The organism is Hydrogenivirga caldilitoris (assembly GCF_003664005.1).
Taxonomy (GTDB): Bacteria; Aquificota; Aquificia; order Aquificales; family Aquificaceae; genus Hydrogenivirga; species Hydrogenivirga caldilitoris.
Genome location: NZ_RCCJ01000001.1, coordinates 253241 through 276899, shown reverse-complemented (window position 1 = coordinate 276899; position 23659 = coordinate 253241). Strand labels below are relative to the sequence as shown.

The following is a 23659-nucleotide window of genomic DNA, read 5'->3' as shown; positions in this document are numbered from 1 at the left end:
AAGCAATGAAAGGCAAGGCGCTCGCAATTTTAACTGCCCTTACACCGGCACTCACCTTTGCCGCAGAAGGAGCTGCAGGTGGTTCTTCAGACAGAGCACTCTTTTACGGACTTCTCGCTCTCGCAGCAGGTTTAGCCATAGGTCTGGCAGCGCTGGGAACTGGTATAGGAATGGGGCACGCCGTCAGGGGAACTCAGGAAGGCATAGCCAGGAACCCCAACGTCGGTGGAAGGCTCCAAACCATAATGTTCATAGGCTTGGCATTTATTGAAACTCTTGCTCTTTACGCTCTACTTTTCTCTATAGTATTCGTATTTACAGGTATATTTACCGGAAAGGCGGGCTTCTGAAGGCTCCGCCTTCCTTCTAAGAGAGGAGGTTTAACCTATGCCTGAGGCTTTAAAGCCGCACATCTCCAACAGAAAGAAAAAGAGGAAAAGTGGTTTCCTCGCCAGGATGAAGAGCAGGGCTGGCAGGAAGGTAATCAAGAGGAGAAGGCAAAAGGGGAGAAAGAGGCTGGCACCTTAGATGAGTTGGTTTTTGATAAAACTGCTTAGGTTTTGGCAGCTCTTTGTGTCTCCCCTCTATCCGCCAAGCTGTAAATACCACCCTACCTGTTCAGAGTACGCAGCCCTTGCTATAGAAAAACATGGAGCTTTGAAAGGCTCGCTTAAAGCTTTTTGGAGGATTTTAAGGTGCAATCCCTGGTCTAAAGGAGGTGTGGATATACCTTGATGCCGCAACAGCAGGGTCCAGACCCTAAGAGAATCTTTATAGCCATGACCCTTATAGCCTTTTTCCTTTTAGGCTATGAACTTTTCTCCTCTTACTTCCTAAGACCCGCCCCTCAACAAACGCCTCCACCTCAACAAGAGCAAACAGCAAAGGAGGTTAAGAAAACTGAGCCCGAAGAAAAAGCCTCCGCACCACAGCTTATGCTTGGAACAACCAGGGAGAAGAAGAAACCTGTAAAGACACTAAAATACGATGTAGGAAGTTTCAGCATAGAGGTTTCTCCCGAAGGAGGGAGAATTGTAAGCTTTGTGGACAAGCAGTTCGGTTTTGACCTGATAACTGAAGCTGAGAAGAAGCTCAATGTGTACCCCCTTGAGGTTTATACTGGAAACCCTGATATTGACTACGACCTTAACTTCGGAGAATACAAAATAGAAAAAAGAGAGGATAAACTCATACTCACCTTCAAAAAAGGGGGAAAGGAGCTAACAAAGGAGCTTGAATTCAAAGACTTTTACGTAAAGCTTACAGTCAAAAGCAACCTGAATAGGAAGGTCTATGTCCTTGTGGGCACCCATCCCTTTGAGGCTTCCTTTTACACCCATGAGGGTCCGGTTTTAAAACTTGGTGGTGAGGTCCTCAGGATTGACAAGGATGACATAAAGGCAAGAGAGTTTATAGAGGGAAATATTGAGTTTGCAGGTGAGGAGAGCAGATACTTCTTTAAGGGTTTCAAGGGAAAGATAAGCCACGTTGTGATAAACAAGGTGAGCTACAAACCTGAGGGTGAGGAGAAGGAAAAGGAGATAACCTTCACATACGTTGGATACGACGAACCTCTAACACTCTATATGGGAGCAAAGTATTACTCCCGTCTTAGGGAGCTGGAACTATCAGACCTGCTGGACTGGGGGATGCTCAAGGTTGCCGTTAAACCTCTTTTCATCTTTATGTACTGGGTATACGAACACACAGGAAGCTGGGTGTTGTCCATTGTTATACTCACTTTCCTTCTGAGGCTTGTCTTCTTCCCATTAAACTACAAGAGCACAACCTCTATGATGAAACTTCAAGAGGCTGCTCCTCAGCTTGAAAAAATAAAGAAGAAATACAAGGATGACCCTGTAAAGATGCAACAGGAGATGATGAAACTCTACTCAGAAATAGGGTTCAACCCTATGAGTGGCTGTTTACCTATACTTGTCCAGATACCTGTATTTTTTGCCCTTTACAAGGTCCTCATAATCACCGTTGACCTTAAGCTTTCGGGAATGCTGTGGATACACTCCCTTGCAGACAAAGACCCCTTCTATATACTACCTGTGATTATGGGACTCACGATGATACTACAGCAGAAGTTCACTCCCAATCCTGACCCAAAACAAAACCTGATAATGTACATATCAGCTGTTGCCTTCACCTTTCTGTTTGCCAACTTCCCCTCCGGACTTGTCCTTTACTGGACCGTAAACAACATACTGAACATAGGACAGAACTACCTAATAAAGAACGTGATTCTCAAGAAGAGATAATTTTTTTATACTCCTCAAGAGCCCAGGATAGGGATTCCTCATAGGGCACCGGTTCCTTTTCAAGCACCTTCTGGACCCCATCTGACTGGGCATCTCCCAGAATTCCACACACGTTGTCTTTCCACATCATGAGTATCTGGTCTGAGGAAAAGGGCGGTGGCTGAACGAAGAGCTCAACAACCTTTCCCATATAGTACATCAAAAACTTGGGCAGTGGAACCATAAGAACCCTTCTGTTCCAGCGGGAGAATATATCTTGTAGAAGTTCCCTAAAGCTAACCTGCTTCGTTCCACACAGTTCGTATATACTGTTTTCCGTTTCCGGCTTCTCAAGGGAAGCAACGAAACACTGTGCTACATCTCTCACATCAACTGGTTGGAATCTGTAGTTGCCTCCCCCAGGCAACGCAACTATGGGGATCACTCTGGTTATGCTGTCCATGTCATAAAAGAGCTTCTGTTCAGGTCCAAGTATCAAAGACGGTCTAAAGATTGTGTATCTAATCCCGCTCTCCATGAGGTGCTTTTCAGCCCACCTCTTAGTCTGGTGGTAACGAGAGGGTGCTTCATCATGAGTTCCCAAAGCACTCATATGAACGGCTCTCTCTATGCCAAGCTCTTTCATGGTCTGGTAAAGGTTTAAGGAGTAAAGGTAATGCACCTTTTCAAAGGTTAAACCCCTTCTCTTGTTTTCAAAAAGTATCCCTATAAGATGAACCACTGCCTCTATCTTTGAAAGGCTCAGGACTTCTCTCAGAGAAGCTTTATCGGAGAAGTCAACGCTGTACACTTCAGCCTTATCACCGAAGAGAGCCCTTGCCTTTTCTGGACTCCTTACACCCAGGACAACCTTATGCCCTCTCTCCATCAGATACCTGACCACATACCTACCTACGAAACCCGTTCCCCCTGTTACAAATACTCTCATTCACTTTACCTCCATATCTATACATTCATAATAAGACCTGCGAAATCTCTTACCAAAGCTTAAATCAAGCTTAAAGTCCTTACACTCCATTACAAAGGTCTGATACTCTCCATTTTCCCCGCTCTTTGAGTAGCCTCTTGAATGGAGGAACTCCAGGAGTTCAGCTCCAAGGTACACACCGAGAAACTTTGTGGGTAGTTTCCTGACCCTTCTGCACACTACAAAAGGCTTTGAGAGTTCCAGAACCTCCCTTAGAAGCAGTTCCTCATCCATGTACCACAAGGGAAAAACAGCCCTTATACCTAGCTCCGAGCAGATTCTTTCAATAAACATCCTGTGCTCCAACTGGTATATATCTCCAAAGACCCCGCTAACAGGGCTTATCCTGCTGAGGATTTCAAGGAGCTTCTTGCCGAAGTCCCCTTTCCTCTTACTTCCATAGACTGGTATGAATTCCAGCCCAAGCCTCTTTACCTGCTCTCTTATTACGGATTCTCGCAGATAACAGCCTATCAAACGTCTACTTCTTTCTTCAACATAGGAAAGGGCGTACTTTACCACCAACCCTCTTGAGATAGCCTTCCTATAGGAGAGGTAACTGTCTTTACCTCCACTCCAAAGGATGAAAGATAAACCGCTCGCCACGATATTAAAAGTATGGAAGATTTTATCTCCCGTTGGGAAGCCTATCTGAGGAATTACGAGAAGAAGTTTGTCTTCACAGCCCTAAAGGTTTGCTCAGCCCTGAAGGTGGATGTTCCGCAGGAGGAGCTAAAAAGCTTCTTTGTAAACCTGTACCACCAAACATTTTTCTCTAAGGACATGGACCTCTCCAGCTGTGTGGAGTTTATAGAGAAGATGAAAGCAAGGGGCGTTGACCTGAAGTTCATTTCCACGAAAGCGTTCCTGCTGCTGGTAGGGGATTTTTCAATCCAGTGTTTCCACAAAGAAAGCTCTTTAGATGCCGTTAGAGGCATCGTGGCAAGGATAGATGAGGTCCTGGAAGGCTGCTCCAAGAAGATAATAGAGGACTATGAGGATATAAGCTCTCTGGTAAGGAGTCTTATATCTCACAGGGAAAAGGCTGTTGATTTCAGCAACGTAGAACCTGAGGGTGAAGAGAACAAGAAACTACTTGAGAAATTCAAAGACCTTAAGAAGAAAGGTGAGAGTGTTGAGCTTTTCAACATATATAAGGGGCTTCATATAAGAAGTTTTGTTCCCATAATGGATGTTAAAGAGGATGGAGTCCTATTGGAAGTTGGACTGACACAACTCGGTGTTATAGCTATAGATAGATTCACCCTATTAAAACACCCGGAGTTCGGAGAAGGTATATACGGTGAGGTAAAGGTTATAGAACCTGAGAGTAAAAGGGTAAAGTTGTGGAGATTCAAGAGAGCCGAGGGCAAAGAGGAAAAGAGAAGCTCTGTAAGGGTGAAACCTAAGGATATAGTTGAAGTATCAATAAACAGCGAAAAAGGTATTGACCTTCTCGGGTACATACTTGATATATCCATAGACCACGTAAATGTGTTCATTCCCAAGAGGGAACTCCCCTTTGAAGAGGGCGAGGCTCTGAAACTGAGCTTTAAACTTGAAGACTGCAGGAACAAGCAGTATATGGAGGTGAACACAGAAGGAATAGTGAGGGCTATAAGAACCCCTCCAAAGGGTAGCTCTGTGGTTTTCCGTTTAAATACCACCCCTCAGGAGGAAACGAAACTCTCGGTTTACATAACCTGCAGGCAGAAGGAGATAGTCAGAGATATAAACGAGTACGTTAAAGAATACCTATCTTAAAACCTGCCTGTCTTTGCCAACTTCTTTATGGAGAAGTAATCTCCTATTCCGTAATTGCTCCAGAGGAGATTTAAAAGCTCCATAAACACGTGAGCGGTAATTACAGCGTCGTCCAGAGCCCTGTGTAGGCGGGAGTAGTCAATACCAAAGTAGTCTGCAACGTCCTTCAGAGAATGCTTTGGTAGTGAGGTAAGGAGTTTCCTTGATAACTCAAGGGTGCATATATAAGGTCTTTTGAACCTCTCCTTCATGTAAAGGCGGGTGTACTTGTCTATGAATTTTATGTCTTGAGTAACATGGTGCCCAACTACAATGCCGTCACCAACAAATTCCATAAATTCTGGAAGTACGTCTCTCATCTTTGGACTTCCAACAACCATCGCGTTTGTTATACCGGTAAGCTCCTTTATCCTTTCAGGTATGAAGAATCCTGGGTCTATCAGGCTTGAGAAGGTATCCGTTATAATTCCCCCTTCCACCCTGACAGCACCTATATCTATAACCTCGGCGTGTTTAACATCAAACCCTGTGGTTTCAAGGTCTATAACAACAAAGGTACTGTCCAAAAGGTGTTCCCTCATAGGTATATGATAGTCTTAAATCACCCTCCTGACAGCCTCCCACATCGCTATAGCCCCTGCCGCTCCCACGTTCAGAGAGGTCGTCCTGCCCCTCATAGGTATGGTGAGTACCTCGTCTGAGATATCAAGAACGCTTTTTGAAACCCCTTTGTCTTCTGAGCCTAAAACGAGTGCGCAGGGGAGAACTATCTGGAGGTCCCTTATATCTTTGCCCCCCTTTTCTATGGAGAAAACCCAGCCGCCCATATCTTTGAATTCCCTCAAAGCCCTATGCAAGCTTGAAACCTTTGAGAGTTTAAGGTGAAAGACGGCTCCCGAGGAAGCTTTTATTACGGTCTGATTTACAGGTGTGGTTTTTTCCTTTGATAGGAGAGCACCAACTCCGCCAAGAACCTCACAGGTCCTTAACAGGTTTCCTACGTTTTGAGGGTCCGTTATGTGGTCTATAACCACGAAGAAGGAACTTCTTTTAAAGGTTTCAGAAAACAACTCCCGAGGGTTCACGTAGGATACAGGGCTAAGAAGGGCGATAACACCCTGGGTTTTCTTTGTCCCGGCAAGCTCCTCAACCTTCTGGCGTGAAACCTTCTGGAGCTTTATTCCCCTTTCCTTAGCAAGCTTCATAAGTTCCCTTGGCGGATGGGAGTCGTGGGCAACGTATATCTTCTCAACTTCCCTCCCAGCCCGGAGGGCTTCTATTATCGGGTTTCTTCCCCAGATTACAAACTCGGACATGCTTTAGATATATAATACAACCACATGAACGAAACCCTCCTGAGAGCTATAGAGGTTTATGCTCCTACTTTATAACAGGGAAGAAACAGGGTAAGTTACTCTAACTACACCCTCTCAATTATGCTCTTAACTATCTCCTTCTCAAGGGGGGAGCTTATCTTGGGTATTATAGTCTCTATAACTGTAGTCTTTGCATCTGAAAACTTCTCCAGTCTTCTGGCACACCTTATGGTATCCCTTATAGAAAACACAAACTCCACCGGTTCCTCAGATTGTTGGGTCTGATAAGCTCTGTAGGCTTTCCTTATCTCGTTGGCTATTTTGAGAAGCTCAAAGAGGAGATTTATCTCACGCTCCCGCTCTGGAGTTCTCAGCTCTTCACCCTTTGTAGTTTTTACGTCGTTTACCACCAAATACCATAGATAGGTGAACTCTTCCTTGTTCAAAGACGCTACATGTTTCAGGTAGTCCTTCAGAATCATAGCCTCATCAGGATAGTAAAAACCCCTCTCATCCTGGAAGGGTGGATAATCAACGTACATAACGTCAGCCCTCGTCTTTATATCCTGAGGTAGCTCCGATACACCCAAATAGTTCTGGGGGTTCATTCCACCGATAAGGATCACATCTGGTCTCGCCTTTATGACCTCCCCATAAGATAGGACAAGGTATCTTCTGTAGTCAAAGAGGGGGTTGAATATCTTTACGAGAGATGGAGGAAGGGTGTTAATCTCGTCAAGGTATATGACAGCTCCTGGGGTCTGTAAAGCTTTTACCAGGTCAGAGTAAACCCTCTTCGTTCCCCTCTTGGGGTCAAACTCGTAGACAAAGGTTATGTCCTCTTTCTCCATTTTGGAGTTGCAGGGAACAATGAAGAGAGGTCTGTTAGTGAGGGCGGAAAAGACCTCAACCAGGAAGTTCTTACCAACGCCGGCATCGCCCTCAAGTATGAGTATGCCTTCATTAAAATCAAGTTGTTCCTTCACAAGGGACGTGAACCTCTCAAGGTTCTGGACAAACCAGGGGGTCTCCTCGTAAGAGACAAATTCGGGAACCCTGGGTTTTTCTATGGAGCAGAGTCCATTCAGGTGTCTAAGATATCTGTTTACCCACGAGGGGAAATGCTTTAACTCCTCCTGGGCAAGGACATTGTTGTACCTCTTGGGTTCTGCCAAGATACCATCTTCCCTTTCAAATACAAGTTTTCCAAATACCTTCCCCTCCTGAAGAAGTTTATCCTCTACCTTTATCCTCCACTTAAGTCTTACAGGCCGTCCCCTAAATCTTGGGAAGGTTTCCCTACCGAACCTGACCTCCTCCTTCAGCAGCTCTATTGAAAAGGTTTTAAGCCTGTCCTCAACTAGCTTTTCTTGAAGTATCCTCACGAGTTTTTCCAAAGCTGGGTTATAAAACTCACGGGGGAGCCTGGAGATAAAGGCACGGGTGTCCTTAACTTCAGGGAGAGCTTCAAGCTCCCTTATGTCCGTTGTATTTGTCCCTGCTATTGCCCTTCTCACTTTATCAAAGTAATTTTCAAGCTCTCTCTGGAAATGCTCTCTCACCCTCTCCCTTAATTCCTCAAGCCTTTCCTTCCAATCCTCTTCAGCTTTCTCTATCCTGCTCTCTATCTCCTTGTAGTCTTCCCCGGTTATATCGTTATTCTTGAGCTTGTTCTCTATCTTCTCTACAAAAATCTCGTAAGACCTATTAACCAGCTTATCTCTTGCATCGTTTATAAGCTCCCTCACCCTCTTTATGGGTATGTCTATACGGTCTAACTCAATAAATTCCTTTATATTCGCAAGCTCTGATTCTTCACCTACAGTCTTTATCTTCTTTAAAAGTTCTTTGTACAGTTTCTCCGCATTCTTGATTATCTGCCTCTGTCTGTCTTCCGTATATATGAAGTCTATGAGGTTGGTCTCAAACTTCTCCAGGTAGTACAGTCTCTTATCTTCCGCATCTTCATATCTGGACGTGTACAGGCTACCATCAGGTGAAACCTTCACTACGCTGTAACCGAAACCTTCTATAAAGTCAAGGAACTCCCCTGATGACAGGTCGTAAATACCAAGTCTGTTCTCCTCCAGGTCTGCTGAGAATAGATACCTGCCATCGGGAGAAATATCCATTGTAGAAACTTGGTGTTCTAAGGGTATTTCAGCTTCAAGGTTGTCAAGATTCGGGTCGTATATGAATATCTTTTTCTGGGAGTTATCGGCAATGTACAGCTTATCCTCAACGTTTACAAGCGCTCTTGAGGGGGCGTAATCCAACCTCTTGAGCAGGTTTCCACCTATGCTGTATATGGCTGTACCCTGGGTACCTCCTAAGACAAGCTTTGCACTGGGCAGAATCTTTATGACCTTCAGGTCTCCTATTTCGGCATCTCTGTATATAAATGTGCTTTTAAAATCAACGGTTTCCTGAGACAGGTCTCCAGAAAGGTCTATTGTGTAAACCTTCTCCCCAACCACACCAAAAGCCAAAGTCCCGTTCCTTATATCAAGTCCACCCGTGGGTCTTAACCCTTCCTGAGATATCCTAACGGTCTTCCAGGAGGAAGGGTCTTTTGGCTGGTTGAGATAATAGATAGCAAGGTATGGAGAGGCGACTATACCGAGGTACTTCCCACTGAACACTATGTCCGTTACGGACTGGGAAGGGGGTCTTGCGGGAAGTCTGTGGAGCTTTCCTCTCCAGTCGTAGAGCTGGAAAACACCATACCTCCTCCCAACTAAGGTCCAATACCCATCATCGCTGGAGTCTATCGCCTCAATCCAATACTCCTCTATCTTTGCATCTGGGTCTCTCTCAAGGCTTTCCGTAAGGTAAAGTTTAAGGTCCCCAAACTCATAGGTTTCCTTGAAGTTTACCTTCTCCTCTCTCTTGCCGACGAGCTTCTCAAAGAACTTCATGAAAATATGGTAAACAAAAGATGCTTTTATAACTATGTTTTAGACACAGGTTGAGCTAAATCATAAAACCCGTGAAATCCTGTATATAATCTCAAATTAGACTGACATGTCAGTTCACACAAGAGGGAGGCTTATAGAGGCTGCAAAGAAGGTCTTTTCAAGGAAGGGGTATCATAATGCCCAGATAGCTCACATAATAGATGAGGCAGGTGTTGCAAGGGGAACCTTCTACCTCTACTTCAGGAGTAAGGAAGACATTTTCAAAGAGCTTCTCAAGGAAGTGGTGGAGGAGCTAAAGGAAAGGATAAGGGTGATAGACCCCTTCCACGACCCCGTTGAGCAGGTAATTGAAAACGTGGAAAGGGTTATAGAGTTTGCCCTTGAAGAGAGGGAGCTGGCAAGGATAGTACTGCAGAGAAACAGCGACCCTGATCTCTTCAGGGTGATAAACGACTTCTTTGAGGAGGTTACGCGCCTCATAGAAAACTCATTGTGGCTCGGCATAGAGATGGGGTTGATAAGGGAGTGCGATACACATCTGATCGCAAGAGGCATACTTGGAGCTTTGAAGGAGGTAATATCCAGTCTGTTAGATGAGGAAAACCCTGATACGTACAGGGTAGCAAAGGAGATAATTGAGCTGGGAATGAAGGGAGTTTGGAAACCAGTGGGAGGTGAGAGCCATGGAGGTAATTCAGCAGTATAGAGCATACAGACCCAGACCCCTCAAGGGGGAAGAGAGGGGCAAAGTAAAGATAGTTTACGGGGGACTTACCTGGAAGCATGAGAGGCTTATACAGGGCGCCCTTGAAAATGCAGGATACAAAGCAGAACCGCTTCCTGAAATAAAGAGGGCTGACCTTGATATAGGAAAAGAGCTGATAGATACAGGGGCTTGTTGTCCAACAACCTTTACAGCCGGAAATCTGGCAAGATTCCTTAAAGAGAAGAGTGAAAGAGAGGGTAGGGAAGGTGTAAAAGAGGGCTACGTATTCGTAACCATAGGCGCCTGTGGACCCTGCAGATTCGGTCAGTATCACGAATCCTACGAAAGGGTGCTTGAGAACCTGGATTTTAAAGACTTCCGCATGTTTCTGCTGGATCTGCTTCAGATGGAGCAGAACGAAGGTGGACTGGAGATAACCATGCCCCTTACTTTTGGTCTTGTCTACTCAATGTTTCTCGGAGACCTGATGACAGATATGGAGTACGCGATACGTCCCTACGAGGTTATCCCTGGCGAAACCGATAAGGTTCTTAAAGAGAGCATAGAATTGATTTACGATAGGCTAAAGAATAGACCCTCGCGGGGTAAGAAGTGGGGCTCACTCCTGTGGCACGTTACCACACCTTACTTCGTGAAGGTCCTTAAGGAGGTCAGGGAGCTCTGGGACAAAGTAGAGGTTGATAGGCTTAGGGTAAAACCGAGGGTTAAGATAACAGGAGAGTTCTGGCTCCAAACTCACGAGGGAGACGGGAACTACAACATAAAGAGATGGCTTGAGCAGGAAGGTGCTGAGGTGATACCTCCTCCGATAGCGGTGTGGATGGATTACCTCATATACCTTAGCCTATGGAAAATGGAGGAAAGCAGGGAGTTTGTTGAAAAGTTCTGGCTCAAGAAGGCTGTTATAAAACTTCTTCTCAACCTGTACCACTTCACCTATAACAGGCTGAGGAAAGCCCTGAACAACATACCAAACACCCTTCCACCTCAGGAAGAGTTAAGAAGCTTAGCAAAACCTTACTTCCATCATTTTCTCGCGGGTGGTGAAGGGTACATGCTTATAGGTAAAGCCCTGTATGCCCATCTAAATAAACACGCCCACATGATATGCGAGCTATCTCCCTACGGGTGCATGCCCAACACCATGTCTATAGGTGCCATGCAGGCAGTCTTGGGTAAGTATCCGGACCTTCTCTACGCTCCCATTGAAATAAAGGGAGATGCTGAAGTTCACGCCCTCTCAAGATGCCAGATGATACTCACCGAAGCTAAGAAGCGCGCACAGAGGGAATTTGAAGAGGCTTTGGAGAGAACCGGGTTGAGTGTAGAAGATATAAGGAACTACGAGGATGAGAGACCTGAGCTGAGGAAGGCTACCTACAAAGTTCCCCACTACGGCTATGCGGGGACATCCGCCAACTACGTTATGCACGTGGCAAAGCTGATGGGGAGGGTTTAGGAGGGGTAAGATGATTTTAGGACTGGACGTTGGCTCAACTACCTGTAAATACGTTCTCATAGATGAGGAAGGGAGGATAGTAGATAAGAATTACGAGAGGCATAACACGAAGCAGGCGGAGAAGGTTCTTGAGTTTTTAGAGAGGTTAGAGAAGGAACACGGATTCACTCCGGGAAGGGACAGGGTCTACATAACGGGCTCTGGAGCGGGGATCATAGGGGAGATGCTAGGTGCCCGCTTCGTTCAGGAGGTGGTGGCGGTCGCTACCGCCGTTGAGAAGCTCCACCCTGAAGTGAGGTTCGTCTCGGAGATAGGCGGGGAGGATATGAAGACCATATTCTTCCACGGAGAGGGGGACAGGAAAACGAGACAGGTCTTCATGCAGAGCGCCTGCGCAGGAGGAACGGGAGCCTTCATAGAGAAGTCGGCGAGGAAGTTGGGGATTCCTCCCGAGAAACTTTCCCAGATGGGTTATCTCGGCTACCAGCTCCACAAGGTTAGCTCCAAGTGCGGCATATTCGCCGAGGCGGACGTGAACACCCTCGTTAAGGCGGGTGTCCCCGTTGAGGAGATAATAGCGAGCCTATTTGAAGCGGTCGTATATCAGAACCTTGCCATACTCACGAAGGGAAACACCCCCAGACCCTACGTCCTACTCTTAGGAGGACCTAACCTCTTCTTTAAGGGTCTTCAGGAGGCGTGGAGGCATCACCTCACGAGGCTCTGGGAGGAGAGGAACGTCCCCCTTCCGGAGGGGAAGGAACCTCAAGAATTAATAATCGTTCCCGAGAACGCCCTCTACTACGCCGCCCTCGGATGTGCTTTCACCGCTCAGAGTGAACCCGAAGAAAACGGAGTCTATAAAGGAATGGATAGACTAAGGTGGTGGGTTGAGGAGGGACAGCACCAGCAGAAGGAGAAGGAGGGCAGGAAGGGACTCTGGAAGACGAAAGAGGAGCTTGAGGAGTTCAGGAGGGTTTACGAGCCGCAGGTTTTTGCCTACAGGAACAGAAAGCCTTACACAGGTAAGATTGAAGAGGTCGTCATAGGTTGCGACTTTGGTTCTACCACCGCGAAAGCGGTCTGTCTGTCTAAAAATAAAGAGGTTCTCTTCTCGGTCTATACCCTCAGTAAGGGTAACCCCATAGAGGACGCCAAGTTCCTCTTCAGGGAGATAAAGGAGAGGATAGGGGACGCGAAGGTTTTGGGAGTCGGGATAACGGGATACGGTAAGGACCTTCTCAAAGACATAATAGGTGCGGACGCTCCGATAGTGGAGACCGTCGCCCACGCCGCCGCAGGACTTCACTTCTTCCCCGATGCGGACTGCATATGTGACGTGGGAGGAGTGGATGTAAAGATAATAATCCTCAGGAACGGGGCGGTCGTGGACTTTAGGCTTAACTCCCAGTGCAGTTCGGGGAACGGTGCCTTCCTTCAGGGTGTAGCGGAGAGGTTCGGAATACCCCTTGAGGAGATAGCCGAGCGCGCCTTCTCAGCCCGTGCCATGCCAACGCTCACCATGGGTTGCGGAGTTTTCCTCCAGAGCGATATAGTGAACCAGCAGAGGAAGGGATGGAACGCCGACGAGATTCTCGCGGCTCTGTGCTGGGTTCTGCCCCAGAACGTCTGGATTTACGCCGGAAACATAACCAACTTCAAGGAGATAGGGAGGAAGTTTATCCTTCAGGGAGGAACCCACAGGAACCTTGCGGTGGTAAAGGCTCAGGTGGACTTCCTGAAGTCAAAGATTCCCGACGCCGAGGTGGTAGTCCATCCCTATTCGGGTGAGGCGGGAGCGATAGGTGCGGCTCTTATAGCCCTTGAAAACTGGGAGAAGACAGGAAGGACGAGGTTCAGAGGGTTTGAGACTATAGAGACTCTGGAGTATAAGAGCACCACCTCCGAGGATACGGTCTGCAGGTGGTGTCCGATAGAGTGCAGGAGGACCTTCATAGACGTGAAGCTACCCGGAGGAAAGGGGAGACCCTGGTCCAAGGTTCCCCTTCCAGAGGGCTGGGTGAGGATAATCGTGAACAATTCCTGCCCCAAGGGACTTGTTGAGGACAAGAACGAGCTGAAAGCTATAAAAGAGGAGATGGAAGAGGTGAGGAGGAGATTCCCCAACGTAGCCCAGTTCGTTCATAAGGAAGCCTTCAACACGAGGGTGGAGGTATAAGACATGCCTTTTATTAGCCTTTTTAAGAGAAGGACCGCCGAAGGCGGTGAGTTAAAAAAAGATAGAAGTCATATAAGGGTGGGAATACCGAAGTTCCTTAACGTCTGGTCAACCCACCGCTTCTGGATAGGTTTCTTGAAAGCTTTAGGTATTCCCGCAAAGAACATAGTCTTTAGCTCCGATACCTCGGAGGAGCAGTTCAGGGAGTACGGGAAGGGCAGGATAGGTATGGACTCCTGCTATCCTGTGAAGGTTCTTGCAGGGCACATAGGTGAGCTTCTGACTACAAAGAAACTGGATATAATACTCGCCCCAATGGTTTATTCGCTGCCCTCCTTCCTCAGAGGTCACGTCGTGGATACCCTTTCCTGTACCAGGGTTCCTATGAGCGTTGAAAACATAAAGGCTGGTTTTTTAAAGGAGTGTAACGAGTTTGAAAAGCACGGGGTTAAGTTTGTGAATCCCTTCGTCAGCTTTGCAGAACCTCACCTCCTCCCCAAGCAGCTATATGAGTCCTTGAAGGATGCTTTGGACGTCAGCTATGAGGAAGTTGAGAGGGCTGTTAAGAAGGGTCTTGAAGAGCTAAAGAGATTTGATTCAGAGATGAGAAAGAAAACGAGAGAGATTTTAGAGTGGTGTGCCCAGAACAACCACCCCTGCATACTCATACTCGCAAGACCTTACCACATGGACCCAGGCATAGGACACGAGATAGATGTGGAGTTCCAGAGCCTCGGATATCCGGTCGTTTGGGGTCAATATCTTCCAACCGATAAAGACCTGATGGACTGGCTCTTCGGAGCGGAAATAGAGGCGGGTATCATAAAGAGTCCCTTTGACATATCGGACGTTTGGACCTCATCTTACAGCTCCAACACCAACGAGATAATCTGGGGCGCAAAGTTTGCTGCGAGGTTCCCTTGGATAACTGCGGTAGTGAGGCTTTCCAGCTATGAGTGCGGAATGGACCAGCCCACTTACACTCCGGTTCAGAAGATAGTGGAATATTCAGGGACACTATACTTTAAGTTCGGAGACCTTGACGAGACAAGACCTTCGGGGAGCATAAGGATAAGGGTTGAAACGATAGACTACTACGTTAAAAAGTATTCACCGCATATCATTGAGAGGAAGTTGAAGAGGCTTGAGGAGAGGAAGGTACCGGAGGGGTTTGGAGTTATCCCACCACCTCGTAATGCCTCCACTTCCACTTAGCCCCCAACTCCTCCACGAGTTTTTTGGTCCTTTCCATATCCACTCCGGGGTAATCTACGGCGGAGACGACTACCTCAAAACCCTCCTTCAGAGCCTCCTTTATGAACTCTAAAACTTTTTCAAAGGCATCGGGCTGGGCGGGTTTGCAAACCTCTTCGTAGGTTTCCTTATCGGGAGCGTTGAGGGATACGGACCAGACGTCCACGAGACCCTTGAGTTCTTTTAGCTTCCCCTTGGGTATGAAGGTGAACATCAGCCCGTTGGTGTCTACCCTGACCTTTCCGCCTTTAGACTTTACGTATTTAGCTATCTCCTTCAGGGCAGAGAACCTGAGCGTAGGCTCCCCGTATCCGCAGAAGACCACCTCCTCGTAGTGGGTGGGGTCTCCGAGTTCCTTTATCACCTCTTCCACAGAAGGGTCCCTACTCGTCCAGACCCAGTATCCCTTCACCATGAAGTTCCTCTCCCTCTCCCTCTGGCAGAAGACGCAGTGGAGGTTGCACTTGTTGGTGAGGTTTATGTAGAGCTTTCCGTTTATAACGTAGGTTATCGTCTCTCTCCTCCCGTTGTTTCCGATGTTCAGGATGAGCTTGGCGTTTTCTGAGGTCATCCTGTCCACGTCCTCTAAGGAGGTGTTGGGTAGAAGTTCGGCGAGGACCTTGGCGGTGTGCCATATGTAGGGGGGCTTGTTGGGTTTACCTCTAACGGGCTGGGGAGCCAAGAATGGTGCATCGGTCTCTAAAAGTATCCTTGAGGTAGGAGTTTTCTTAGCCACTTCACGGACGCCTTCGGCGTTCTTGTAGGTTAGAATTCCCGAGTAGGATATGTAAAAGCCTAAATCCACAGCCTTCTTCATAGTCTCGTAGCTTCCCGTGTAGCAGTGCATTATTCCCCCGACCTCGTAGGCTCTCTCCTCCTTAAGTATCCTTATGGTCTCTTCCTCGGCGTCCCTCATGTGGATAACCACGGGAAGCCCCAGTTCCCTTGCGAGGGCGAGCTGCTTTCTGAAGACCTCCTCCTGTTTCTTCCTGTCGGAGTGGTTCTTGTAAAAGTCAAGTCCCATCTCTCCGAGGGCTTTCACCTTGGGGTTGCTTTTGGCGAGTTCCCTTAGCCACTCTATATCCTCGTCGGTTACTTTGTCTGCTTCGTGGGGATGGAAGCCTATGGCGCAGTAAACGTGTTCATACTCCTGAGCGAGCTTGAGGGCGTTCCTTATCGTCTTCCTGTCGTAGCCCACGGTGAGCAGATACTCAAGGCTTTCGTCCTTAACGGTCTCCTCAAAGTCCTCCTTCTTCAAGAGGTCTAAGTGGCAGTGGGTGTCTATCATGGAGAGAATAATATATGAATTTTTCAAACAAACACCATACCTGCGTAGGCAACCACCCTTTCATAATCTCCCGTTACCTCTCCGGAGTTGGTGTAGTCTATGAGAACTCCCTGCCTCGCTCCTAAGACCTTGGCTGCCTCAATGCCCACAACGGCAGGTATGAAACCGCACATAGTTATGTTGTATTGAACCCTCTTCAGGTAAAGCTCGTCCGTTTGAAGCCTCTCCATAGCTGATATAAGTATCTCGTCCTTCCTTCTCGCCTCTTCCGCAGGTATGTAGTGGGACATGTCGGAGCTTATAACTATCAGGGCATCCATACCCTGAAGAAGACTCCCCAGAAATCTGCCGAAGTCCCTGGCGGTGTCGTAGTCCAGAAATCCTAAAACTATCGGAAGTATTCTGAAAGGACGCTCCGCGTATCTGAACAGGAAGGGTAGTTGAACCTCCAAAGAATGCTCATACAGGTGGGCACTCTCGTCAGGCTGTGCCCTCGGATACTGAAGGAGCTGTTCCCTCAGCTTCTCGTCTATCGGCACGTCTCCGTAAGGTGTCTCCCAAGCTTCTCCAGGATATACTGATATATCAGTCCCGTATCCTGTGTGATTTGGACCCAAAAGGATGACCCTCTCAGGTATGGACACCCTCTTGTAAACCTCACAGGCGGTTTTACCTGAGTATATTAATCCGGCGTGGGGAACAAGAACAGCCTTTGCTTTCATCTTCTGTTGGACTTCCTCCCCACACAGTAAATCTGTAAGCTTGTTTAACTTCCCGACATCAGCAGGATAGAACGCTCCAGCTACAGCAGGTTTCCTCTTCATGCTTTTAAATATATGACCTTTACCATCAAGGTTGTAACTACATGAAGGAAATTTTTAAGTATCATATTTGCACGGAGGAAGGTTATGGCTGAAAAAGTGAAGATAGTCATAGACGACAAAGAGTATGAGGTTGAGAAGGGAAAGACGGTCCTTCAGGCTGCCCTGGAAAACGGAATAGACATACCTTACTTCTGCTATCACCCAAAGCTGTCCATAGCCGGTGCCTGCAGGATGTGTGTTGTTTACTGGGAGAACATAAACAGACTTGTCATATCCTGCAACACACCCGTCCAGGAAGGGATGGTGATAAGAACCCACCACACGAGCGAACAGGTGAGAGAGAACCAGAAGTATCTCCTTCAGGCTCTTATGACAAGGCACCCCCTTGACTGCCCTATATGTGACAAGGCTGGAGAATGTGACCTCCAGAACTTCGGGGCAATATACGGACCCCAGAGGCAGGTCGTTCCCATATCGGCATTGGAAAAAGAGAGAGAGGAGTATGACTGGGAGAGCGATTTTCTTGAATACTACTCTAACAGGTGCGTGGTATGTTACAGATGCACGAGAGCATGCGATGAGGTTGTAGGTGCTCATGCCCTTTATGTGGAGAACAGGGGTTTTGACTCCAATATAGTTCCAACGGTCAGACCCATGGATACCTCCACCTGCGAGATGTGCGGGATATGCGTTCACGTCTGCCCCGTTGGAGCCATCATATCTAAACCCTTTAAGTTCTGGTCAAGGAGCTGGCTTCTTCAGAGGGAAACAACCAGATGTAACCTCTGTCCTGTAGGTTGTGAGATTCAGCTTGAGTTCGGTGTGGGAGACTGGAGGTCAAAGAGGAAAGTCTACAGAACCAAGCCCACGGAGGAGCTCAACATCTGTGCGAAGGCTTTCTTCGGATACGATGCACTAAACGTTGACAGGCTTTTAAAGCCCTACGCCCACGGAAGAGAAGAGAGCGTTGGAAACCTTGTAAACCTACTAAATTCAATCCTCGGAGTCCACGAGAGGGAAACCGCCTTTGTCTTATCCGGATACGTACCCAACGAGATCATAGACAGCGTCGTCAGCATAGCAAAAGCAACCAGCAGTTACATAACCGCGCCCCAGACGACAGACTTCTTCAAGCTCGCTGAGGCTCTGGGAGATTATAGACCCCCAACAATAGATGAGATAAAAGAGGCAGACTTTTACGTATTTGTGGGAGATGACATAACCTCAACCGCAACAGTACTTTCCTACTATACAAAAGGTAAGGTTTACAGGGTAGGAAAGGGGGTAAGAGATGAGAAGTTTGAGCCTGAGGATATAAACCTTGAAGATATAGAAAGATTAGAGGGAAGCGGTGTCGTGGTAGTGAACGCAGCTTCCTTCAGAGGTGAAGAGGCTAAGGAATTGGGGGAAAGGTTGAAAGCCCTTAAGGATAAGGGGCATAAGATACTCCTTCTTCCGAAGGATGGAAACGTTTACGGGCTTTACGAAAGGGTTAAGGAACTTTACTCAGATATAGATGAGGTTGTCCAGAAGGCTCTTAAGGGGGAGATAAACAGCCTTGTGGTCTTCGGAGAGGATATAACAGAGTATTACGAGCCAGAAACCATAGAGCAACTTGCAGAAAGGCTTGAACACCTTATAGTGGCTTCTCCTTATGACTATGGTCTCTCAGTGAGAGCTACCGTCAAGATACCCATGGCTCTTATCGGAGAGACAGAGGGTACTTACACAACCCTGTTTGGAGAGGTAAAGGGGAAGAGATTTCTCCCATGGGCTTTTGATGATATAGTCTTCTGGAAGTATCTTGAGGAGAGTTTTGCAGGCAAAGAAGGGGAGATAAGGGTCCTCAGAGGAGGGGGTGTCCCGCCTCTGAAGCCGGAGATACACCTATACAGGAACAGCTGGATAACCAAGAGGAGTGAGAACCTGACAAAGCTCTATGAGAAGAACAGGGAGGTAAGCGAGTACAGGATTTAGAAAGTCATAAGAGGGAAGCTCCTTTTTTAGAAAAAATAGAAATACATATATCCTCCTAGGACTTATATTGTTCTAAAAACACCGGGAGGTAGAGGGCATGAAGCTTTCAAGGAGGAGTTTTGTACTCGGCAGTCTTCTTGCTGTGGCTTTTCCAAAGGTAACCATAGGCATGCAAGCTTCAGGGAAGGAGGTTACCTTTACCTGCAGTGTAAGGATAAAGGAAAGGGGAAAGGCAAGACTCTGGATTCCAGTACCTGTAAACACTGAATATCAACAACTTAAGGGACTCAGCCTGGGTGGTAACTTTGAGAGAGCCGAGGTCATAAGAGAAAAGGAGTACGGAACTCCCATACTCTATGCGGAATTTGGGAAGCTTGAAGGGGAGAAGTCTATGAAGGCTACCTTTTCGGTGGAGTATAGAACCCGTCGCGTAAGTCTGATAGATGGAAACTTTCAACCTCCAAAGGCTCTTGAGCCCTATCTAAAGGCTACCCCTCACCTTCCTACCACAGGAAAGGTAAAGGAGCTCGCCGAGAGGATAACTGCGGACAAAAGGAGCACCCTTGAGAGGGCTTACGCCATATATGAATGGGTTGTGGAAAACACGTACAGAGACCCAAAAGTGAAGGGTTGCGGACCAGGAAACGTAAACGAGCTCATTGAGGTCTATGAAAGAGAAGGAAGGATAGGCGGTAAATGTGCAGACCAGAGCTCCATATTTGTGGCTCTGTGTAGGTCTGTAGGCATACCCGCAAGGGAGGTATTCGGTTTAAGGGTTGAACCCGCTTACGTATCTGAAAGCCTGTCCATAAAGAGGGGTTCAAAGGACCTTACGAAGGCTCAGCACTGCAGAGCTGAATTCTGGGCAGGCGAGTGGATTCCCGTTGACCCTGCCGATGTAACAAAGATGAGGCTTGGGGAGAAGTTAAAGGAGGGAAGCAAAAGGCTTGAGTTTGCCAAAAGATACCTCTTCGGAAACTGGGACCCTCACTGGGTAGCCTTTAACTGGTTGAGGGACGGAAACCTTGAACCCCAACAGGAGCTAATGAAACCACTCCCCTTCTTCGGATACCCCTATGCGGAGGTCAACGGATACGTCCTTAACTACTTAGAGCCTCAAGATTTCTCATACAGCATTACAAGGGTGTAAACTTTATCCAGATGAAGTATTCAGAGCTCGCAAATTTCTACGCCTAAATTGAGGAGACTACAAGCAGGGTTCAAATGACGGAATCTCTTGTGGAACTCTTCAAGAAAACTCCGCCTGAGCTTATAGACAAGGTTGTTTACCTCTCAGTTGGACGGATTGCTCCTGAGTACACAGGGCTTGATTACAACTTTGGTGAGAAGTTGGCAATGAGAGCCCTTGCAGAGGTATTAGGAATAGACGAACACACCACCGAGGAGAAAACCATTGAGCTTGGAGACCTTGGAGATGCGGGAAAAGCCCTTTACGAAGAGAAAGGTTTTAAACCAAAGGATAAGCTCAGTGTTGAAGAGGTCTACAGAACTCTCAGTGAGATAGCAAAAACTTCAGGCTATGGAGCTTTGAAGAAGAAAGTAGAGTTGTTTAAAGAACTACTATCAAAAGCCTCACCCATAGAGGTTAAGTATCTCCTCAGAACGGTGATTGAGAGACTGAGACTCGGAATAGGTGACAACACTATAATGGATGCCCTGGCGGTTGCCTTTACAGGGAATCAGGAAAACAGGGTTCATATAGAGAGGGCTTACAACCTTACTTCAGACCTTGGGTATGTAGCGAGGATTCTTGTAGAAAAAGGGCTTGAAGGGGTAAAAACTATAAAGATTGAGGTAGGTAGACCCGTTAGACCTATGCTCGCCGAAAGGATGTCTGTCCCCTCTCTGATACTGAAGAAGCTTGGAGGGAGATGCGGAGCCGAATATAAGTACGATGGAGAGAGGATACAGGCTCACAGGAAAGGAGACCAGTTCTGGCTGTATTCAAGGAGGCTTGAGAACATAACCCACCAGTTTCCAGACCTTATAGAGTTCCTGAAAGGAGCTATACCCTACGACTTTATAGTTGAGCTTGAATGTGTCGTTATAGAACCTTCAAGTGGGCAAATACAACCTTTTCAGGTTCTTATGAACAGGAGAGTAAAGTACGTCAGCCGTTTTCATATACTTAAATATCCTGTTGCTGGGTTTCTCTTTGATATCCTCTATCTTGACGGAGAAGACCTGACTACTAAACCCTACCCAGAACGGAGAAAAACTTTAGAGAAGGTTGTAAAAACAACAGATAGAGTTAACCTTGCAACCAGAAAGGTTGTAAGCAGCGTTGAGGAACTGGAGTCTTTCTTCCACGAGGCTATAGAGGAGGGATGTGAAGGTATAGTCTGTAAGTCTCTGGCAAAGGAGTCTATATATGAAGCAGGCAAAAGGGGCTTCCTTTGGATAAAGTACAAAAGGGACTACAAATCTCATCTCGCTGACACTCTGGACCTTGTTGTGGTCGGAGCTTTTTATGGCAAAGGGCAGAGGGCAGGATACTTCGGCTCCCTGCTGATGGCTTGTTACGATTCTGAGACAGACCAGTTTAAAACTGTCTGTAAAGTTGGGACAGGCTTTACGGAAGACGATTTTAAAAAGCTTGACGGGATTTTGAAGGAGCACGGGATAGAGCACAGACACCCAAGGGTAAACTCCATACTCTCGGCAGACATGTGGTTTGAACCCTTTTTAGTTCTTGAGATAACAGGTGCAGAGCTTACACTGAGCCCTGTTCACACCTGCGCGTGGGATAAGGTCAAGCCCAGCAGGGGACTCGGACTCAGGTTTCCAAGGTTTACAGGAAAGTACAGGTTTGATAAGAGACCTGAGGACGCCACGACCGAACAGGAGATAATAGAGATGTATCTACAACAAAAGCAATACAAGGCTGGTTAAAGGAAGCTAATGAGGAAAGGGACCGTTATGAAACTCAGCAGTATTCCAAGGGATATCACCGACACAGCAAGCTTCTCGTTAAGCCCGTACTTTATGGCAAGTACACCTGCCATTACCATAGGGGGCATAGCACTCTCAAGTAATACAACCCTGTGACTCAAGGCTGTAAGCCCGAGGGTCTTAAATAGAGCTAACACTACTAAAGGGACCACAACCATCTTCACAAGTATAGATAGGGTTGCATACCTGAGAGAATCAAAGAGGTGTGAGGGAGAAAACCTCAAGCCTATGGCAAATAAAACGACCGGAATTAAAGATTTACCCGAAACCTCAAGGAAAAGATTAAAGGCAGGTGGCAATTCAAAACCTCTCGTCAGTAAGGCAATAAAAAGGGCTAAAAAAGGTGGGAAGAGTAAAACCTCTTTAAAGGAAAACTTTCCGGTTGCAACCAAGAAGCCAAGTGAAACCACCAAAAGGAAAGAACCAAGCTGGTCGTAGAGAACTGCAAACCTCAAACCCTCGTCTCCAAAAAGGGCAAAGGCAAAGGGATAGCCTAAAAAGGCTGTATTCCCGAAGGAGGAAACCAGAACGAAAGTCTTTAAGGTTTTCTCCTCCATGCGGAGGAACTTCCCCACCAGGAAGGATAGAACCACGGAAGCTACTATAATGAGCCAGGCGTAAACTACAACGCCCAATACCTCCCCCGTAAATTCAATATCCCTTATCTTTGAAAGGACAAGGGAAGGGAGCGAAAAGTAAATCACGTAATTTATAAAAGGTTTTGAGTCTTCCTCTTTGAAAACCTTTGATAACTTAAGGACATAGGCGATCAGAAATATCAGGGCTACGAAAAGGACCCTTTCGTACATGAACTTTTTAGTATATCATTAACTTGAAATGAATATAAACGCTGTGGTTGAGGAGATAGCGAAGGTAGTAAGGGGGAAGGAAGAGGAGATAAGGAGAGCTGTTGTCTGTCTCCTTGCCGGAGGACATCTACTGATTGAAGACATACCTGGTGTTGGAAAAACCACCCTTGCTCTTGCCCTATCAAGGTCCATGAGCTTATCCTTTTCCAGAATTCAATTCACAAGTGACCTCCTGCCCTCGGATATAACCGGGAGCTCGGTTTTTGACCAGTCTAAAAGGGAGTTCGTATTCAAACCCGGTCCGATATTTAACAACATAGTCCTCGCTGATGAAATAAACAGAGCTACACCTAAAACCCAGAGCGCTCTGCTTGAGGCTATGGCTGAGAGGCAGGTTACTGTTGACGGTAAAACCTATCCTTTACCTGAACCCTTCTTCGTGATAGCTACCCAAAACCCATTGGAGCACTACGGTACTTACCCACTGCCTGAATCCCAAATGGACAGGTTTATGGTTAAGCTCTCTCTGGGCTATCCAGACCGTGAAACTGAGAAAGAGATAGTAATGGGTACAAACCCCCTTGAAAGGGTGAATCTAATAAGGGAGGTAGCCAACGCTCAGGAGATTCTGAATGCTACACAAGAGGTTAAAAAGGTTTATGTATCCTCGGAGATAGCAGAAATGGTCGTTGACTTGGTCTCTCAAACCCGCTCAGATCCGAACATAATTCTCGGCATATCCACGCGGGGAGCAATACACCTGGTCCAGTGCGCCCGTGCTCTGGCATACTCCAAAGAAAGGGATTTTGTGGTTCCAGAGGATGTCCTTGAAATGGCAGTTCCGGTTCTCTCCCACAGGATAATCGTAAGAGAAGGGGTAGACAAGGAGGAAGCCATAAAAAGTATACTTCAGAGGATAGAAGTTCCGAGGTAGTTA

The 23659-nt window shown here is 47.0% G+C and carries 21 protein-coding genes; 13 read left to right on the top strand and 8 right to left on the bottom strand.

Annotation, left to right across the window (positions count from 1 at the left end; genetic code table 11):
• Positions 1-5: 5 nt before the first annotated feature.
• From atpE to yidC, 4 genes are read left to right on the top strand one after another with little or no spacing between them, the layout of a single operon-like run.
• The gene (atpE, locus tag BCF55_RS01580; RefSeq protein ID WP_121009136.1) at positions 6-350 is read left to right on the top strand and encodes an ATP synthase F0 subunit C; all 345 of its coding nucleotides are present in this window, start codon (positions 6-8) and stop codon (positions 348-350) included.
• Between the two features lie 37 nt (positions 351-387).
• Positions 388-528, top strand: a complete 141-nt coding sequence (rpmH, locus tag BCF55_RS01575) for a 50S ribosomal protein L34 (protein ID WP_121009134.1) — start codon at positions 388-390, stop codon at positions 526-528.
• Positions 529-735 carry a membrane protein insertion efficiency factor YidD gene (gene yidD / locus BCF55_RS01570; RefSeq protein ID WP_121009132.1) on the top strand — a complete coding sequence of 69 codons (207 nt, stop codon included), beginning with the start codon at positions 529-531 and terminating at the stop codon, positions 733-735.
• Entirely contained in the window at positions 735-2267 is a 1533-nt protein-coding gene (yidC, locus tag BCF55_RS01565; protein WP_170144723.1) for a membrane protein insertase YidC, read from the top strand. Before yidD ends, yidC begins: the two co-directional genes overlap by 1 nt.
• Here yidC and BCF55_RS01560 read toward each other — a convergent pair.
• Together BCF55_RS01560 and BCF55_RS01555 are read right to left on the bottom strand one after the other, a co-directional pair.
• Entirely contained in the window at positions 2254-3195 is a 942-nt protein-coding gene (locus tag BCF55_RS01560; RefSeq protein ID WP_121009129.1) for an SDR family oxidoreductase, read from the bottom strand. The two genes, yidC and BCF55_RS01560, sit on opposite strands and share 14 nt — an antisense overlap.
• Positions 3196-3840 carry a Dph6-related ATP pyrophosphatase gene (locus BCF55_RS01555; protein ID WP_170144722.1) on the bottom strand — a complete coding sequence of 215 codons (645 nt, stop codon included), beginning with the start codon at positions 3838-3840 and terminating at the stop codon, positions 3196-3198.
• A 12-nt stretch (positions 3841-3852) separates the two neighbouring features.
• Between BCF55_RS01555 and BCF55_RS01550 the strand changes: the two genes are divergently transcribed.
• Complete coding sequence (locus tag BCF55_RS01550; protein WP_121009124.1) at positions 3853-4998, top strand: PilZ domain-containing protein; 1146 nt, start codon at positions 3853-3855, stop codon at positions 4996-4998.
• Here BCF55_RS01550 and BCF55_RS01545 read toward each other — a convergent pair.
• From BCF55_RS01545 to BCF55_RS01535, 3 genes are all read right to left on the bottom strand, one after another.
• The gene (locus BCF55_RS01545; RefSeq protein WP_245960370.1) at positions 4995-5564 is read right to left on the bottom strand and encodes a 3'-5' exonuclease; all 570 of its coding nucleotides are present in this window, start codon (positions 5562-5564) and stop codon (positions 4995-4997) included. The two genes, BCF55_RS01550 and BCF55_RS01545, sit on opposite strands and share 4 nt — an antisense overlap.
• 30 nt (positions 5565-5594) lie before the next feature.
• Positions 5595-6314, bottom strand: coding sequence for a 23S rRNA (guanosine(2251)-2'-O)-methyltransferase RlmB (gene rlmB / locus BCF55_RS01540; protein WP_121009120.1), 720 nt, complete (start codon positions 6312-6314; stop codon positions 5595-5597).
• A 104-nt stretch (positions 6315-6418) separates the two neighbouring features.
• A complete protein-coding gene (locus tag BCF55_RS01535) occupies positions 6419-9232 on the bottom strand; it encodes an AAA family ATPase (RefSeq protein WP_121009118.1) in 2814 nt (937 codons plus the stop codon).
• 106 nt (positions 9233-9338) lie between these two features.
• Here BCF55_RS01535 and BCF55_RS01530 point away from each other — a divergent pair, with 106 nt between their 5' ends.
• Genes BCF55_RS01530 through BCF55_RS01515 form a run of 4 tightly spaced genes read left to right on the top strand, consistent with a single transcriptional unit; the run spans position 9339 to position 14812 of the window.
• Complete coding sequence (locus BCF55_RS01530) at positions 9339-9938, top strand: TetR/AcrR family transcriptional regulator (protein WP_121009117.1); 600 nt, start codon at positions 9339-9341, stop codon at positions 9936-9938.
• Positions 9916-11418, top strand: coding sequence for a hypothetical protein (locus BCF55_RS01525; RefSeq protein ID WP_121009115.1), 1503 nt, complete (start codon positions 9916-9918; stop codon positions 11416-11418). Before BCF55_RS01530 ends, BCF55_RS01525 begins: the two co-directional genes overlap by 23 nt.
• A gap of 10 nt (positions 11419-11428) precedes the next feature.
• On the top strand, positions 11429-13597 hold the full coding sequence (locus tag BCF55_RS01520) for a BadF/BadG/BcrA/BcrD ATPase family protein (RefSeq protein WP_121009113.1): 2169 nt from the start codon (positions 11429-11431) through the stop codon (positions 13595-13597).
• A 3-nt stretch (positions 13598-13600) separates the two neighbouring features.
• Positions 13601-14812: an acyl-CoA dehydratase activase-related protein gene (locus BCF55_RS01515; RefSeq protein ID WP_121009111.1), complete on the top strand. Its 1212-nt coding sequence runs from the start codon at positions 13601-13603 to the stop codon at positions 14810-14812.
• On the opposite strand, the gene BCF55_RS01510 is transcribed toward BCF55_RS01515, so the two are convergent.
• Together BCF55_RS01510 and amrB are read right to left on the bottom strand one after the other, a co-directional pair.
• A complete protein-coding gene (locus BCF55_RS01510) occupies positions 14775-16139 on the bottom strand; it encodes a YchF/TatD family DNA exonuclease (protein ID WP_121013114.1) in 1365 nt (454 codons plus the stop codon). The genes BCF55_RS01515 and BCF55_RS01510 overlap by 38 nt on opposite strands.
• Before the next feature lie 23 nt (positions 16140-16162).
• Positions 16163-16963 carry an AmmeMemoRadiSam system protein B gene (gene amrB / locus BCF55_RS01505; protein WP_121009109.1) on the bottom strand — a complete coding sequence of 267 codons (801 nt, stop codon included), beginning with the start codon at positions 16961-16963 and terminating at the stop codon, positions 16163-16165.
• An 84-nt stretch (positions 16964-17047) separates the two neighbouring features.
• Between amrB and BCF55_RS01500 the strand changes: the two genes are divergently transcribed.
• From BCF55_RS01500 to BCF55_RS01490, 3 genes are all read left to right on the top strand, one after another.
• The gene (locus BCF55_RS01500; RefSeq protein WP_121009107.1) at positions 17048-18940 is read left to right on the top strand and encodes a 2Fe-2S iron-sulfur cluster-binding protein; all 1893 of its coding nucleotides are present in this window, start codon (positions 17048-17050) and stop codon (positions 18938-18940) included.
• A 97-nt stretch (positions 18941-19037) separates the two neighbouring features.
• Positions 19038-20090 (top strand): transglutaminase-like domain-containing protein, encoded by a 1053-nt coding sequence (locus tag BCF55_RS01495; RefSeq protein WP_121009105.1) that lies wholly within the window; start codon positions 19038-19040, stop codon positions 20088-20090.
• A 47-nt stretch (positions 20091-20137) separates the two neighbouring features.
• Positions 20138-21853: an ATP-dependent DNA ligase gene (locus BCF55_RS01490; protein ID WP_274542111.1), complete on the top strand. Its 1716-nt coding sequence runs from the start codon at positions 20138-20140 to the stop codon at positions 21851-21853.
• On the opposite strand, the gene BCF55_RS01485 is transcribed toward BCF55_RS01490, so the two are convergent.
• Entirely contained in the window at positions 21850-22722 is an 873-nt protein-coding gene (locus tag BCF55_RS01485; RefSeq protein WP_121009103.1) for an AEC family transporter, read from the bottom strand. The genes BCF55_RS01490 and BCF55_RS01485 overlap by 4 nt on opposite strands.
• Before the next feature lie 28 nt (positions 22723-22750).
• On the opposite strand from BCF55_RS01485, the gene BCF55_RS01480 reads away from it, so the two are divergent.
• Positions 22751-23656: an AAA family ATPase gene (locus BCF55_RS01480; protein ID WP_121009101.1), complete on the top strand. Its 906-nt coding sequence runs from the start codon at positions 22751-22753 to the stop codon at positions 23654-23656.
• The last annotated feature ends 3 nt before the right edge of the window (positions 23657-23659 follow it).